This is a genomic window from Methylobacterium sp. WL1 (genome assembly GCF_008000895.1).
In the GTDB taxonomy this organism is placed as follows: domain Bacteria; phylum Pseudomonadota; class Alphaproteobacteria; order Rhizobiales; family Beijerinckiaceae; genus Methylobacterium.
This window is the reverse complement of the sequence record NZ_CP042823.1, coordinates 489,627-503,229: the sequence shown is the minus strand read 5'-3', so window position 1 is coordinate 503,229 and position 13,603 is coordinate 489,627. Positions and strand designations below refer to the sequence as shown.

Annotated in this window: 15 protein-coding genes and 1 pseudogene; 10 read left to right on the top strand and 6 right to left on the bottom strand. The window is 69.4% G+C overall.

Annotated features, from left to right (window positions below):
* Nucleotides 1–115: 115 nt before the first annotated feature.
* Nucleotides 116–586 (bottom strand): ureidoglycolate lyase, encoded by a 471-nt coding sequence (locus tag FVA80_RS02745; protein ID WP_187193577.1) that lies wholly within the window; start codon nucleotides 584–586, stop codon nucleotides 116–118.
* A 611-nt stretch (nucleotides 587–1,197) separates the two neighbouring features.
* Between FVA80_RS02745 and FVA80_RS02740 the strand changes: the two genes are divergently transcribed.
* From FVA80_RS02740 to FVA80_RS02730, 3 genes are all read left to right on the top strand, one after another.
* Nucleotides 1,198–1,572 carry a DUF6481 family protein gene (locus FVA80_RS02740; RefSeq protein ID WP_147905704.1) on the top strand — a complete coding sequence of 125 codons (375 nt, stop codon included), beginning with the start codon at nucleotides 1,198–1,200 and terminating at the stop codon, nucleotides 1,570–1,572.
* Between the two features lie 307 nt (nucleotides 1,573–1,879).
* Entirely contained in the window at nucleotides 1,880–2,161 is a 282-nt protein-coding gene (locus FVA80_RS02735) for a hypothetical protein (protein ID WP_147905703.1), read from the top strand.
* Between the two features lie 142 nt (nucleotides 2,162–2,303).
* Entirely contained in the window at nucleotides 2,304–2,597 is a 294-nt protein-coding gene (locus tag FVA80_RS02730; protein WP_147905702.1) for a hypothetical protein, read from the top strand.
* Between the two features lie 24 nt (nucleotides 2,598–2,621).
* On the opposite strand, the gene FVA80_RS02725 is transcribed toward FVA80_RS02730, so the two are convergent.
* The 5 genes from FVA80_RS02725 to FVA80_RS02710 form a co-directional block, all read right to left on the bottom strand.
* Nucleotides 2,622–2,828 carry a hypothetical protein gene (locus FVA80_RS02725; RefSeq protein ID WP_147905701.1) on the bottom strand — a complete coding sequence of 69 codons (207 nt, stop codon included), beginning with the start codon at nucleotides 2,826–2,828 and terminating at the stop codon, nucleotides 2,622–2,624.
* 190 nt (nucleotides 2,829–3,018) lie between these two features.
* Nucleotides 3,019–3,684 carry an HAD family hydrolase gene (locus FVA80_RS02720; protein WP_147905700.1) on the bottom strand — a complete coding sequence of 222 codons (666 nt, stop codon included), beginning with the start codon at nucleotides 3,682–3,684 and terminating at the stop codon, nucleotides 3,019–3,021.
* A gap of 184 nt (nucleotides 3,685–3,868) precedes the next feature.
* On the bottom strand, nucleotides 3,869–4,096 hold the full coding sequence (locus FVA80_RS02715) for a hypothetical protein (RefSeq protein ID WP_246692241.1): 228 nt from the start codon (nucleotides 4,094–4,096) through the stop codon (nucleotides 3,869–3,871).
* Nucleotides 4,053–4,169, bottom strand: a complete 117-nt coding sequence (locus tag FVA80_RS30920) for a DUF2934 domain-containing protein (RefSeq protein WP_246692240.1) — start codon at nucleotides 4,167–4,169, stop codon at nucleotides 4,053–4,055. The genes FVA80_RS02715 and FVA80_RS30920 overlap by 44 nt, the downstream gene beginning before the upstream one ends.
* A 177-nt stretch (nucleotides 4,170–4,346) precedes the next feature.
* Entirely contained in the window at nucleotides 4,347–4,817 is a 471-nt protein-coding gene (locus tag FVA80_RS02710) for an atp-dependent helicase (RefSeq protein WP_147905698.1), read from the bottom strand.
* Between the two features lie 158 nt (nucleotides 4,818–4,975).
* Here FVA80_RS02710 and FVA80_RS02705 point away from each other — a divergent pair, with 158 nt between their 5' ends.
* The 7 genes and pseudogenes from FVA80_RS02705 to miaB all read left to right on the top strand — a co-directional run bounded on the left by FVA80_RS02705 (nucleotide 4,976) and on the right by miaB (nucleotide 13,568).
* Nucleotides 4,976–5,542 carry a NifU family protein gene (locus tag FVA80_RS02705; protein ID WP_147905697.1) on the top strand — a complete coding sequence of 189 codons (567 nt, stop codon included), beginning with the start codon at nucleotides 4,976–4,978 and terminating at the stop codon, nucleotides 5,540–5,542.
* A gap of 378 nt (nucleotides 5,543–5,920) precedes the next feature.
* Nucleotides 5,921–7,612, top strand: a complete 1,692-nt coding sequence (locus FVA80_RS02700; RefSeq protein ID WP_147905696.1) for a HAMP domain-containing methyl-accepting chemotaxis protein — start codon at nucleotides 5,921–5,923, stop codon at nucleotides 7,610–7,612.
* 275 nt (nucleotides 7,613–7,887) lie between these two features.
* Nucleotides 7,888–8,560, top strand: a pseudogene (gene tsaB / locus FVA80_RS02695) (tRNA (adenosine(37)-N6)-threonylcarbamoyltransferase complex dimerization subunit type 1 TsaB).
* On the top strand, nucleotides 8,557–9,072 hold the full coding sequence (locus FVA80_RS02690; RefSeq protein WP_147905694.1) for a GNAT family N-acetyltransferase: 516 nt from the start codon (nucleotides 8,557–8,559) through the stop codon (nucleotides 9,070–9,072). Before tsaB ends, FVA80_RS02690 begins: the two are co-directional and overlap by 4 nt.
* Nucleotides 9,073–9,076: 4 nt before the next feature.
* Nucleotides 9,077–9,946 (top strand): lysophospholipid acyltransferase family protein, encoded by an 870-nt coding sequence (locus FVA80_RS02685; RefSeq protein ID WP_147905693.1) that lies wholly within the window; start codon nucleotides 9,077–9,079, stop codon nucleotides 9,944–9,946.
* A 273-nt stretch (nucleotides 9,947–10,219) separates the two neighbouring features.
* The gene (locus FVA80_RS02680) at nucleotides 10,220–11,953 is read left to right on the top strand and encodes an L-lactate permease (protein WP_147905692.1); all 1,734 of its coding nucleotides are present in this window, start codon (nucleotides 10,220–10,222) and stop codon (nucleotides 11,951–11,953) included.
* Between the two features lie 277 nt (nucleotides 11,954–12,230).
* On the top strand, nucleotides 12,231–13,568 hold the full coding sequence (gene miaB, locus FVA80_RS02675) for a tRNA (N6-isopentenyl adenosine(37)-C2)-methylthiotransferase MiaB (protein ID WP_147905691.1): 1,338 nt from the start codon (nucleotides 12,231–12,233) through the stop codon (nucleotides 13,566–13,568).
* Nucleotides 13,569–13,603: the final 35 nt, after the last annotated feature.

Below are 13,603 nucleotides of genomic sequence, written 5' to 3'. Positions count from 1 at the left end.
GCCGGGTCGCCGGCCAAGCCCCGATCTGCGCGCGATGCACAATTATCGGGCATCTGTCGTCGTTACCCCGGAGTGGTTCCAGGACTCGACGATCGGTGCATAATTTCTGGGCAGGTTAGCGAAGCGAGATCGTCATGGGCGCGATCGTGGCGAAGCTGCAATCGGCTTCGGTACCGTCCTCGTGGACCAGCATGGCGAAACGGCCGGGCTCGTCGAGTGTCATCATGTGTGCGTGCCAGGTTCCCGCGCGGTAATTGATCCCGACATGGCCCGGCACACGGAAGCCGAGGATCCCGGATTCGTCGGGGCGGCCGTCGCGATCGGGGGCCACGATGACGGCGTAGGAGTCCACCGAGAGCGGCAGGAAGGCCTGGTTGGAATGCAGATGCCGCTCGAGGCGACGCAGCGGCATCAGGCCGGATATCGGCTCGCTCCGCACCAGCGCGAGGTTGGCGCGCGCCGCTTGCCGGGTGTTCTGCATCTGCCCGGCCTGGTCCTGCCGGGGCGGGGTGGCGGGGTCATCCAGGATCTCGCCGTAGGGCGCGAACGCCCCGGCCGTGATGTCGGACAGGATCAGGGTACGCATCGCGACTCCTCGTGCCCACGCGTCCGCGTGTCCGTCCCCGGACGCGGCGCCGCCGGACGCCACCATCCGAGCGGGCCAAAACCCAGGATGCGCCACGGGGAAGCCTGTGGCGAGTCGCGGTAGGCCCCGCCTTCCGGGAGACGGGAGGCGCTGCCCCGCCGGTCTGCGGCAATCGTGCCGGGCCCCCGGTCTTGCCGGATCGGCGGGCGCGACCTACCTCGTTCGCATTAGATTGAGCCTCTGGCTCGTCCCACCCGGCGACCGACGAAACTCCGCTCGCGATCGTTGGGTCGGTTTGAGGCTTTTGGGCATCGCCCGGACAAACTTTTACTAAGTTCACTTGGATTGTCGTCTAGCCGGCGACCTCAGCACGTAGACGCGATTGCGTCCTCGGGGGAGCACGGTCTAAGGGCTGTCCCGCTTTTTCAGACATGGTCCGACCCGAGCGCTCCTGCGTGAGCCGAGCGCTCGGGTCGGACCATCGGCAGCGCCGATGGATCGGTGCGGTTCCGGGGCCCGGGGACGGTTCTGGAACCCGTAGTCTCAGTACGTGGCCGGTTCAGCCGGTCGTCCCCGCGAAACGCGTGACGTACCCAACCGAGAAAGGTCAGATGAGCGCATTCGACTACCGGAATTTCGACGACCGTCGCCAGCATTCGCAGAGCGCCAAGGCCGCACTGCTGGCCAAGTTCAAGGCCCGTCCGCCGGCCGACGACCCCGAGGTCATCGCCAAGGCGAAGGCCCGGGCCGAGATCGCCCAGGCTCGTGAGGAGCGCGCGCGCGAGCGCGAGACCGCCCGGATCGCCGCCGAGCGGAAGGCTGCCGAAGAGAAGCGTCTGCGCGAGGAGGCCGAGCTCTCTGCCCGGCTCGCCCGCGAAGCCGCCGAACTCGCTGCCGCGCAAGAGCGCAAGTCTGCCGAACTCGCATTGAAGAAGGCGCAGCGCGACGCCCGCTACGCCGCCCGCAAGGCCAAAGCCAAGCGCTGACCCGCGTCGCCGAGCGCGGCACGCACCCGTATTAAAGCGCTCGAACGCCGTCCGCCCCCAGGCGGGCGGCGTTGCCGTATCCGGGAATGAGATCTGCCGGACCGCTCGCCCCGGCTGCGCAACGCGCGCGGAGCCCGACCGGGCGTCGGTTCAGCCGTCGGCCCGGTGGCGCGATCGCTGGTACGGCCGGCGTCGGTCGGATGCCCGGCAACCTTCACGCGCCGATCCGTGTTGAAAGCCGCCGTCGTCACGCGCGTGCGCGAGATGACCGGATGCCCCTGAGCATGACGCGAATGGCGAGGAAGCGATGCGGTCTCGAACCCTGTTGGCGGCGCTGCCGTTCGTCCTCTTGGGATCGGATTATGCCGCCGCGCAGGATCCATCCACGGTCACGGCCTGCGATACGCTGATCGCCACACGCCGGATCGATGCTGCCAGCGGGCCGGCCCGTGAGGCGCCGGAGCCGGGATGCCGCCGGATCCCACGCGGGGAAATCGGCCCTGTGGAGCAGCGGGCGCTGATCGGTGGCGCACCCTACGAGTGCATGACGATTACGGGATCCAGCCGCTGCCTGTGGGTCGTGCCCTGACACGTCGGGCGCAGACTGCGCCCGACGCACAGGCGGTGCTGCCTGACGGCCATCTCGCCGGAACCAGCAGTCTGACGAAGCTTCACGGGAGGACGATCCGCACTATCTCGGCGTTTCTGTCCAGCGAGGAACACGCTCCGGTATGTTGAGTATTCAAGCCAGGATGCGGATTCCCGTATGGGTTTCGGCTGTGGTTCTGACGACGATCCTCGGTGGTGAGGCAGCCCGGGCCGAGCCGCCGATCCGCAGCCCGGAAGACGCGGCCTGCCGCAACGAGGCGCGTGCGAAGGTTTTCTCCGCACCCAATCCCCAGGGACTGGAGTTGGAGGATATCGGCCGGCAGATCTACTTTGCCTGCATGGCCCGCACGACCCAGGCTGCCGTCCAGCCGCCGAAGCGCACGGGCAAACGCAAGCATCATCACAGGCGGCGCTGACGCGCCGCCGGGGACGCGCCGGGTTCAGGCGTCGAGCGGTGCTCCGATCCGCGCCCGGAGTTCATGACGCAGGGCTTCGTCGCCGCCTTCCGCGTTGAGTGCCGACATCAGGCGCAGCAGATGGCTGAGCGGGGTCGACCGACAGGCGATCGCCTCGGCGATCTGCTCCGGCAGGGGCTTGGCCACCGGCACGAAGCGCGGTGCGGGGCTTGACTGGTGAGTCTGGGGCATGCGCGGGGCTCGTGCGTGGAGACGTTCCAGATGGCGGCCGGGTGGCTACGCCTTCCCGCCCCACCGCGCCAGCCCCATTCGCACTTTTACGTAGCCGGCATCACGCTCCGTTACTGCACTGCAACACCGGATGCGGGAAACCGTGGAGGGCTTGGGCCGCCCCGACGATTTCCCTTGCTTCCGTCGCGGTTCATCCCATCGCGAGCGGGGAGGAATCGAAACCGTCGAGGAGATCCTGCGGGTCGCGATAGATCGCGATACAGCCCGCAGCCGACAGGTCGGCCTCCGGAAAACCACCGCACAGCAGGCCTACGGTGCGTAGGCCGGCCTTCGACGCCGCCTCCGCGTCATAGGGTGTGTCGCCGATCACGATCATCTCGTCTTTGCCGAGACCGTCGAGCTTCTTCACCGCGGCCTCGAAGATATCGGGATGCGGCTTCGAGCGATCCGCGTCGTCGGAGCTGGTGGCGACGTCGACGAGGTCGGCGATGCCGAGGATCTCCTGATAGCGCTCGACTTCGGGCCCCTTGCCCGAAGAGGCCAGCGCGATCTTCAGACCGGCCTCACGAAGCCGCTCGAACAGCGGCCGGACTGCCGGAAACGGCCGGACCTCCGGAAGATACTTTTTCTTGAAGAGATCCGACCGGAAGCCCTCAATCTCCTCGCCCTCGCGCGCGATCCGCTCGGCCGGCAGGAATTCCGGCATGAGCTCGTCGCCGCCCTTGCCGATCTGACTGCGAACCTTCGCCTCGTCGGTCTCGACGCCGAAATGGGCGAACGCCTCGACCCAGGCGCGGGCATGCAGGTCGACGCTGTCGAGCAGGGTCCCGTCGATATCGAAGATCACGGCGCGCATCGCGGCCCCTCGTTATGGCGCACGGCGTATGCGTCAGGCCGGACAACGATGCCGGAGCCGGCCTGTTCCGGAGGGCGGAAACGGCAGGAGCCCGCCCCTCGGTGGAGGGGCGGGCTCCTGAAAAGCCGGAGCGCACGGGTGGTGTGCGACACGTGGTTCGATGGCGCCGCAACGCGCCGTCGGCTCAGTGCATCGAGGCCGGAGCGCGGGCCGGCTTGGCCTTCGCGGCGAGGCCGGCGGTCACGGCAGCCTTCGAAGCCTTGGCGGTCTTCGCGGCGACCGGCTTGGCCAGGGCGACCTTGGGCGTCGCGGTCTTGGCGGCGGCCTTCGCCGGAGCCTTCGGAGCGGCGGCCTTGGCGGCGGCAGGTTTAGCGGACGCGGCCTTCGGCGCGCATCCAATGGGCGACGGCATGACCGTGAATCCGGCCTTCCCTCTCCCAGATGTAATAGGCGCATTCGCGCACGTGCTGCTCGCTGATCTGCATGCGTTCGATCTCCTGTCCGTCCCGGGATCGACGATGCGAGCGTGTGGTTAAAGCGCGGTTAACCCTGCCGGGCGGGCGATCGGCTGCCCGAGATCCGTTTTCGACCGCGAACTCGGCGACGACGATCGGCTCGCGGCGGCGCTTGCTCCGAACCGGTGACCCCTTCCGCGGCGCGCGCTAGCCTGGGATGCCCAGAACCCGCCGCGCCTCGGTCAGCAGCACGGCGTGCCGGGCCGCCCCGGGGCCGTCGGTCGGCGCCTCGCGCCCGGCCCGCGCGATGATCTCCTGGAAGCGGCGTCGGTCGAGGGCACGGCTGCCGATGCTGTCGAGCACGGCGCCCAGCACCGTGCGGACGGCCTCGGTGCGCTCGTCCGCCTCGGCCGCGGAGGCTGCGCCGGCCTGACCCTCGGCGCGCTCGGTCTCAAGGTCGCTCGACCGGGTGCGGGCGTTCTCAAGCTCGGCCGCGAGGCGTTGCGCCTCCTGCCAGGCCAGGTCGTGCTGGTGCGTCCGCAGGGCGAGCAGAACCTTAAGCGAGGCTGCATCCTCGCGCGCGGCCTCCAGCTTGGCCTGCGCCGCACGCAGGTCGTTCAGCAACTCCTGCGCGAGCATCGCATCCCCCGTTACATCCACCGCCGGCTCCGTCAGCATCCCGTTCGCGCCTGTCCTGGAGGGGCGTCGCGCGAATGTCCACTCTCCAGGCGCCCAGGCCCGGTTGAGAAAATCCACCCGCCGGTCCACATGGGAGGCGGTGCCTCACGGTGCCTGTCCCGGCCGGCCTTGAACCGGCGCAGCGGAGTTCGCCGACAATGTTCATCCAGACCGAAGCCACGCCGAACCCGGCGACCCTCAAGTTCCTCCCCGGCCGCGTCGTCCTGCCCGAATCCACGTTCGAGGCCCGGGACGCCGAGACCGCCGGCCGTTCGCCCCTCGCCTCCGCGCTGTTCGACGTTCCCGGCGTCGCGGGCGTCTACTTCGGCCACGACTTCGTCTCCGTCACCAAGGCGGAGGACGGCTCGGAATGGGCCCAGGTGAAGCCCGCCGTGCTCGGCGCGATCATGGAGCACTTCCAGTCCGGCGTCCCCGTGATGGCCGAAGGCGGCCTCGACAACCAGGACGGCGAGGAAGAGTTCTACGACGCCGCCGACCATGATACGGTCGTGACGATCAAGGATTTGCTCGAGACGCGTGTCCGCCCGGCGGTGGCCGGCGACGGCGGCGACATCACCTTCCGCGGCTACAAGGAGGGTGTCGTCTACCTGGAGATGAAGGGCGCCTGCTCGGGCTGCCCCTCCTCCACCGCCACCCTGCGCCACGGCGTGCAGAACCTGTTCCGGCACTTCCTGCCGGAGATCCGCGAGGTCCAGGCGATCTGATCTCACGCCGACGTTCACGCCACGACCAGCGCCGACGGCCGCGAGCCGCCGGCGTTTTCTTTGGCATCCCTCGGTCTGGCCGGCCCGCGTCGGTGTCAGAGCCGTCGGCTCGTCCAAGCGTATCCTACGCCGATCGACAGATTGTAACGTGCTGGATGTCGGCACGGTAAATCGTTTGATGATAATACTGGCGGCATCTTTCTGGCTTGATGCCCCGCATAGATTCAATATCTATATTCCATAACCCGCTTTGTGGTTTAATGTTTAATCGAATACGATCTGTGCAATTGTTATGAGCGTCGCTTCAGATCTCTATCGGAGATCTTGACGCAAGGTTTCGTCATATCTCTCGTGTCCCACGGTTTTCCGGGGATTCGCATGAACCTTCTCAGCCGCACGAACATCGCCACCAAGCTGGTCGCAATCAATCTGATCATCGCGGTGATCGTGGGCGGCTGCATCTGGTTCGCAGAGTCCCGGATGACGATGATCGATGAGGTCTACACGAGCCTGATTGCCCGGGAGGCGAAGGCGGTGTCGAACGTGCGGCGGACCAATCGCCTGCACAACACTATGAACTACCTCCTGTACCGGACGATCGCCGAGACCGATCCCGAGCAGATCCGCCAGGCGGGCACGCAGTTCGAGAGCATCATCGGGCAGGCCGACAAGACCTTGTCCGTTCTCGCGCAGCAGGTGCCGGCCTTCGACGACTTGATCCAGGCCCAGCGTGATCGCACCGCGCGGTTCGTGGCCGAGGCGTCGGAGGCGCGGCGCCTCGCCATCTCGGGCGAGGTCAGCGCCGCGCTGAAGCAGGCCCACGAGAAGAGCGAGCCGATCTTCGTGTCCCTCGGGGTCGAAGGGACCAAGCTCGGCGACGCGATCGAGGACTACATGCGCAAGCGCTCCCGCGACCTTACCGACGAGACCAACGCCACGCGCTGGAACCTGATCGGCTTCGGCGCGCTCGGCATGCTGGTCGGCATCCTCTGCTCCCTGCTGGTCTCGACGATCGGCATCACGCGGCCCCTCGGTCGCCTGGTCGCGGTGCTCCAGCGCATGGCGAAGGGCGAGATCGAGGCGGAGATCGTGGAAGCCCGCCGGGGTGACGAGATCGGTACGGTCGGACGGGCCGTCGAGGCTATCAAGGCCATGGTCGTGCAGAAGGCCGCCGCGGAGGCCGAGTTCAAGCGGACGGCGGACGCAGCCACGGCCGCGGAGCGGCGGCGCGCGATGGTCGATCTGGCCGACCATTTCGAGGAGGCGGTCGGCAGTATCGTCGGCCAGGTCTCGTCCTCGGCCACGGAGCTTCAGGCCACCGCGCAGACCATGACCTCCACCGCAACCCGGACTGCCGGCCAGACCACCCATGTGGCGTCCGCGGCCGAGGAGGCTGCCGCCAACGTCAACACCGTGGCTGCGGCCACCGAGGAACTCGGCGTCTCGATCTCCGAGATCGGCCGGCAGGTCGAAGGGTCGGCCGATCTGGCCCAGCGCGCGGTGGGTGAGGCCGACCAGACCGGTGCGCTGATGCAGGACCTGAGCGGTGCCGTCGCGCGGATCGGCGACGTGGTCGGGCTGATCGCGTCGATCGCCAGCCAGACCAACCTGCTGGCGCTCAACGCCACCATCGAGGCGGCCCGCGCCGGCGAGGCGGGACGCGGCTTCGCGGTGGTCGCCGCCGAGGTGAAGGAACTGGCCGAGCAGACCGCCAAGGCCACCGACGAGATCGCCGCACAGATCGACCGGGTCCAGGGAGCCACCGGCCAGGCGGCCTCGGCGATCGGCTCGATCACGGGCCTGATCCGGGAGATCAGCGGCGTGGCGACGAGCATCGCCGCCGCGGTGGAGGAGCAGGGCGCCGCGACCCAAGAGATCGTGCGCAACGTCGCCCAGGCCGCCACCGGCACCGGCGCGGTCACGCACAACATCGTCGATGTGGTACGGGCCTCGGAGGCGACCGGGTCGGCGGCCAACCTGGTGCTGGCCTCCGCCTCGGTGCTGACCGGGCAATCCGAGCAGCTCAACGTCGAGGTGCGAAGCTTCCTCTCCGCCGTCCGCGCCGGCTGAGGTTCTCACCGGGGGGCCGACCGGCGCAAGCCGGCAACACTCCACCGTCAACGCGGTTCTGGCCGGCGACCCGCGCTGACGAGCCGGTGGTTTTGTTCTAACGCTGAAGCTTCGTCCCGAAAGGTGGTTGCCGGCTTTCGGGACACGACGATGCACACCAGAATGCTAGGACCTCGTCGAGGATATCGGTATCCTGGACGAGGTCCTGGGGTGTTCGCGCTCTTCGGGACCGAATGGGCGCGGTCGTCGGTCCGATCCGGCATTCGGGAGTGGGCGTGCGTATCCTAGCCATCGACACAGCGCTGGACCTGTGCGCCGCCTGCGTCGCCTCGGACGATGCCGACGCGCCGCTCTCGGCCGAGTCGCTGCCCATGCTGCGCGGTCACGCGGAAGCCCTGCTGCCGCTGGTCGAGCGGGTGATCGCCCGCGTCGAGGGCGGCTTCGAGGCGATCGACCGGATCGCCGTCACGGTCGGGCCCGGCAGCTACACCGGTCTGCGGGTCGGCCTCTCGGCGGCCCGGGCGATCGGGCTCGCCACCGGCAAGCCCGTGGTCGGCGTCGGCACGCTCTCGGCCCTGCTGGCGCCGCTGCTGGCGGAGTCCGTCGAGGGCACGATCGCCGCTGTGGTCGATGCCCGGCACGGTGCCGTCTACGTCCAAGCCCTCGGTCCAAACGACGGGCTGGCCCCGGCCCATCTGTCGGTGGAGGTGGCCGCGGAACGGCTGGGCGCCGGCCCGTGGTGCTCACCGGCTCCAGGGCGCCCTGGTGGCGGCGGCCCTGGCCGCCCGCGGCGTGAGCGCGCGGGTCGCCGGTCTCGGTGCCCCCGACATCACCGCCGTGGCGTCGCTCGGTCTCGTGGCCGACCCGGCCCAGGCCCTGCCGCGGCCGCTCTACCTCCGCGGGGCCGATGCGCGGCCTCAGGATCACGCGAGGATCGCGCGGCAATGACGCGTCCCATCCCGTTCTGGCCGCTCGACTGGTGGGCCGCGTGGTGGGATGCCCTCACGCCGCAGCCCTACGTCACTCCGCTGGCCGACGCCGCGCAGTCCCCGACCCTGGCCCGGCTCCACGCCACGGCGTTCGCCCGGCCCTGGGAGGCCCACGAATTCGAGCGCATGCTGTGCGAGCGCTCCACGCAGGCGCATGCCCTGTGGCGGACCGGGACGCTCCAGGGGTTCGTCCTGTCGCGCCGCGCGGCCGACGAGGCCGAGATCCTCACCGTCGTGCTGTCCCCGACGCTGCGCGGCGGCGGCCATAGCCGCCGGCTCCTGCGCGATCATCTGTCGAGCCTGGCGCATTCCGGGGTCGCCCGGGTGCATCTGGAGGTCGACGAGGGCAACGTGCCGGCGCTCAAGCTCTACGCCCGCCACGGGTTCCGGAAGGTCGGCGAGCGCACCGGCTACTACCTCAAGGCCGACGGCAGCCGGGCGACCGCGCTGACCATGAGCGCCGACCTGTGACGGCGTGAGCCGCGCCGGCCTCACCATACGGGTCGCGGTCCTCGCCCTCGCCTTCCTGGTGCTGGGCCCGCCGCACTGGGTCGCGATGCGGCTGCTCGGCCGACGCTCGACCGTGGCGCCGCTGCTGTTCCACCGCACCTTCCTGTGGCTGTTCTCCGTCCGGGTGACGCAGTCGGGGACGCCACCGGATTCCGGCGAGGCCGCCCTGGTCCTGGCCAACCACGTGTCGTGGCTCGATATCGTGGTGATCGGGTCGCTGCGCCCACTCTCGTTCGTCGCGAAGTCTGAGATCGCCGGCTGGCCGGTGATCAGCCTGCTCGCGGCCCTGCAGCGCACGATCTACATCGACCGGCAGCGGCGGGGCGCGACCGCCACGGTGAGCGCCACGATGGGCCACCGCTTGGCCGGGGGCGAGCTGGTCGTGCTGTTCGCCGAGGGCACCACCGGCGACGGCAACCGGCTCCTGCCGTTCCGCTCCGCGCTGGTCGGGGCGGCGCGGGCGGCCCTGCGGGGGGAGGCCGGACGCGGACGCGTGCGCCTCCAGCCGATGGCCATCGCCTATCCCCGACGCAACGGCCTCCCGGTGGTGCGCTCCGAACGTTCCGAGATCGCCTGGTACGGCGACATGGAGCTGGCGCCGCATCTCGCGGCCTTCGTCAACGGTGGGCCGATCGACGTCCATGTGGCCTGGGGCCAGCCGATCGCCTTCGAGGCGACGACAGATCGCAAGTCCGCGACCGCGGCCGCGGAGGCCGAGGTGCGGGCCGCGCTTCAGGGGATCGCCACCGGTCGGGGCGAGACCATGCCCGCGCCCGGGCCTCGGCCGGCCTCGCCGGGGCTCGACCTCGGCGGCCCCGAGATCGCGGCGGTGTAAGGTCTTTCGGAACCTCGGACCGGGCCATCACGATGCGGTTTCCCGTGATCGCACGGGCGGCGAAGCAGCCCGCGGAGGCGCCACGTCCCTCCGTCGCCTACAGGTCCTGAGTTGCTCCGCCGCGCGCGATCACCGCTTGGATAGATCCGACCCGCGAACGCCATATCCCGGTAGAACCACCCAATGAATACATGATGCATATCTGTTGAGGGTCTGGTGAGCCTCTGATAGGTGGGCCGAAACCCCTGAAGTTGGGGTATCGGAGGACGCCCCTTGCAACCCTGGAACCAAGTCTACGATCCGTTCGGGAGCCCCTGGCTCTCGACGCTGGCGGCCTCCGTGCCGGTCATCGCCCTCCTCGCCATGATCGCCAGCGGGCGCGTGAAGGCCCACATCGCGGCGGTCATCGCCCTGGGCCTCGCCCTGCTGGTCGCAATCGTGGGCTTCGGCATGCCGGCCGGGCTCGCGTCCCGGGCCGCGATCCTCGGCATGGTCACGGGCTTCTTCCCGATCGGGTGGATCATCCTCAACGTCATTTTCCTCTACCGGCTGACGGTGGAGAAGGGCTGGTTCTCGGTGCTGCAGCAATCGGTGGCCGGCATCACGGCCGACCGGCGGTTGCAGCTGCTCCTGGTGGCCTTCGCGTTCGGTGCCTTCTTCGAGGGCGCGGGCGGCTTCGGCACGCCGGTGGCGGTTACCGGGGCGATCCTGATCGGCCTGGGCTTCTCGCCGCTGGCGGCTTCGGGCCTGTCGCTGATCGCCAACACGGCGCCCGTGGCCTTCGGGGCGCTCGGCGCGCCGATCCAGGGCCTGGCCTCGGTCACCGGCTACCCTCCCGAGATCCTCGGCGCCATGATCGGGCGGCAGCTTCCGTTGTTCTCGCTGATCGTGCCGTTCTGGCTGATCTGGGTGTTCGCGGGCTTCCGCGGCATGGTCCGGGTCTGGCCGCCGATCCTGATCTGCGCCGGATCGTTCGCGACCGCGCAGTTCCTGATCTCGAACTACGTCAATCCGTGGATCGTCGACATCGGCGCCTCGATCGCCTCGATGCTCGCCCTCGTGCTCTTCCTCAAGGTCTGGCAGCCGCGGGAGATCTGGACCTCCCCGGCCCTGCGCGGCCACGACCCGTCCCTAGCGCTGGCCACCCCGCGTCCGTCGCCGCTGGGCGCCGGCGTTCCGGGCACGCCCCCGGTCCACACCGGCACGCGCACGGCCTCGCAGCGCGAGATCCTGCTGGCCTGGCTGCCATGGATCATCCTCTCGGTGGTGGTGGCGATCTGGGGCACCGGCTGGTTCAAGGGCATCGTGAACCCGCTTTTCACCTGGAAATACGAGGTGCCGGGCCTGCACAACGCGATCATGAAGGTGCCGCCGGTGGTGTCCAAGCCGGTGCCCGAGGGCGCGGTCTTCCTGTTCACCTACATGTCCTACACCGGGACCGGGGTGCTGATCGCGGCGATCATCTCCGGTCTGATCATGCGGTTCTCGCCGGTCCGCCTGGTCACGGCCTATGTCGAGACCATCTGGGCGCTGCGGTTCTCGCTGATCACCATCGCGGCGATGCTGGCGCTTGGCGTGCTCACCCGCTACGCCGGCGTCGACGCCACGCTAGGGCTCGCCTTCGCGGGCACCGGCATCCTGTACCCGTTCTTCGGCACCCTGCTCGGCTGGCTGGGCGTCGCGCTGACCGGGTCGGACACGGCCTCGAACGTCCTGTTCGGCGGATTGCAGCGGATCACCGCCGAGCAGCTCGGCCTCTCGGGCGTGCTGATGGCGGCGGCGAACTCGTCGGGCGGCGTGATGGGCAAGATGATCGACGCCCAGTCGATCGTCGTCGCCTCCACGGCCACCGGCTATTTCGGCCAGGAGGGCAAGATCCTGCGCTTCGTGTTCTGGCACTCGATCGCGCTCGCCTGCTTGGTCGGCCTGTTCGTTATGCTCCAGGCCTACGTTCCGTTCTTCCAGCAGATGGTCATCGACGTCCCGGCCGCGGCCGCAGCCCACTGACGACGAGGCGGCGGGCACGCCCCGCCGCCTCCCCTGCCCTGCGCGCCAGAACCTGGATCCGGAAGGGTCCGTGACCTTTTGCGGGTCCAGGGCACGGCCCTCGTGCCTCGGGGACCTTGGGCCCGAACCCCGCCAAAGGGCGCGCCATTCGGAAACCCCGTCCTGCCGTGGGTGTCGCGACGGCCCGTGCGATCCGTGCTACAGGCTCCCGCCCGCCGGTCCGCGCAGGATCGGCCTGGGACGATGGACGAGCGGACGGTTTTTGGGGCGGCACGCGTTGAAGAAGGCCTTCGTCAAATCCTACGGTTGCCAGATGAACGCCTACGACGCGGCCCGCATGGCCGACGTGCTGGGCGCTGAAGGATATGCGCCGACCGATTCGGTGGAGGAGGCCGACGTCGTCGTCCTCAACACCTGCCACATCCGCGAGAAGGCTGCCGAGAAGGTCTATTCCGAACTCGGCCGCCTGCGCGTCCTGAAGGGCGAGCGGCAGGCCCGCGGCCTCGATACCCGCATCGTCGTCGCCGGCTGCGTCGCCCAGGCCGAGGGCGCCGAGATCCAGACGCGCCAGCCCGCGGTGGACGTGGTGGTCGGCCCGCAGAGCTACCATCGCCTGCCGGACCTCCTGGCCCGCTCCCGCGAGCGCCGGGTGGTCGACACCGAATTCCCGGTCGAGCACAAGTTCGCGCACTTGCCCCGGCGCCGCAGCTCCGCGCCGACGGCCTTCCTCACCGTGCAGGAAGGCTGCGACAAGTTCTGCGCCTTCTGCGTGGTGCCCTACACCCGCGGCGCCGAGGTCTCGCGTCCCGTCGCTGCGGTGCTGGCCGAAGCGGAGACGTTGGCGCAGGGGGGCGCCCGCGAGGTCACGCTGATCGGCCAGAACGTCAACGGCTATCACGGCCTGGGCCCGGACGGTGCCCCGGTCGGGCTCGCCGACCTCATCCGGGCCGTCGCAAAGATCCCGGGCCTCGCCCGGGTCCGCTACACGACGAGCCACCCGAACGATTTCGACGACGCGCTCGTGCTGGCCCATGGCGAGGTGCCGGCGCTGATGCCGTACCTGCACCTCCCGGTTCAGTCGGGCTCGGACCGGATCCTTGCGGCCATGAACCGCAAGCACACCGGCGACCAGTACCGGCGCCTGATCGGCCGGGTGCGCGCCGCCCGGCCGGACGTCGCCTTGTCTTCCGATTTCATCGTCGGCTTCCCGGGCGAGACTGACGCCGACTTCGCCGACACCCTGCGGTTGGTGCGCGAGATCGGGTTCGAGAGCGCGTTCTCGTTCAAGTACAGCCCCCGCCCCGGCACGCCGGCCGCCGAGCGTGACGATGGGGTGCCCGAACCCGTGATGGCGGCGCGGCTCGCCGAGCTTCAGGCGCTCCTCGACGAGCAGCGCTACGCCTACCAACGGGCGGCGGTCGGACAGGTGTTCGACGTCCTGGTCGAGAAGGCCGGCCGGCTTCCGGGGCAGCTCGCGGGCAAGACGCCGCACCTGCTGGCTGTGCAGTTCGACGCCCCGCTCCACCATATCGGGTCGATCGTGCCGGTCCGGATCGTCCGGGCCGGGACGAACAGCCTCTTCGGGCAACTGGCTTCCGAGGCTGTGGCGGCGTGAGGATCGAAGCGATGGGGATGGCGGTGAGGATCACA

Bases quoted from the DNA above. Each gene is read 5' to 3' on its own strand.
- FVA80_RS02730 (WP_147905702.1), top strand. From the start codon at position 2,304: ATGTTGAGTATTCAAGCCAGGATGCGGATTCCCGTATGGGTTTCGGCT.
- FVA80_RS02725 (WP_147905701.1), bottom strand. From the start codon at position 2,828: ATGCCCCAGACTCACCAGTCAAGCCCCGCACCGCGCTTCGTGCCGGTG.
- FVA80_RS02740 (WP_147905704.1), top strand. From the start codon at position 1,198: ATGAGCGCATTCGACTACCGGAATTTCGACGACCGTCGCCAGCATTCG.
- FVA80_RS02735 (WP_147905703.1), top strand. From the start codon at position 1,880: ATGCGGTCTCGAACCCTGTTGGCGGCGCTGCCGTTCGTCCTCTTGGGA.
- FVA80_RS02715 (WP_246692241.1), bottom strand. From the start codon at position 4,096: ATGCCGTCGCCCATTGGATGCGCGCCGAAGGCCGCGTCCGCTAAACCT.
- FVA80_RS02720 (WP_147905700.1), bottom strand. From the start codon at position 3,684: ATGCGCGCCGTGATCTTCGATATCGACGGGACCCTGCTCGACAGCGTC.
- FVA80_RS02700 (WP_147905696.1), top strand. From the start codon at position 5,921: ATGAACCTTCTCAGCCGCACGAACATCGCCACCAAGCTGGTCGCAATC.
- FVA80_RS30920 (WP_246692240.1), bottom strand. From the start codon at position 4,169: ATGCAGATCAGCGAGCAGCACGTGCGCGAATGCGCCTATTACATCTGG.
- FVA80_RS02710 (WP_147905698.1), bottom strand. From the start codon at position 4,817: ATGCTGACGGAGCCGGCGGTGGATGTAACGGGGGATGCGATGCTCGCG.
- FVA80_RS02705 (WP_147905697.1), top strand. From the start codon at position 4,976: ATGTTCATCCAGACCGAAGCCACGCCGAACCCGGCGACCCTCAAGTTC.
- FVA80_RS02745 (WP_187193577.1), bottom strand. From the start codon at position 586: ATGCGTACCCTGATCCTGTCCGACATCACGGCCGGGGCGTTCGCGCCC.
- FVA80_RS02690 (WP_147905694.1), top strand. From the start codon at position 8,557: ATGACGCGTCCCATCCCGTTCTGGCCGCTCGACTGGTGGGCCGCGTGG.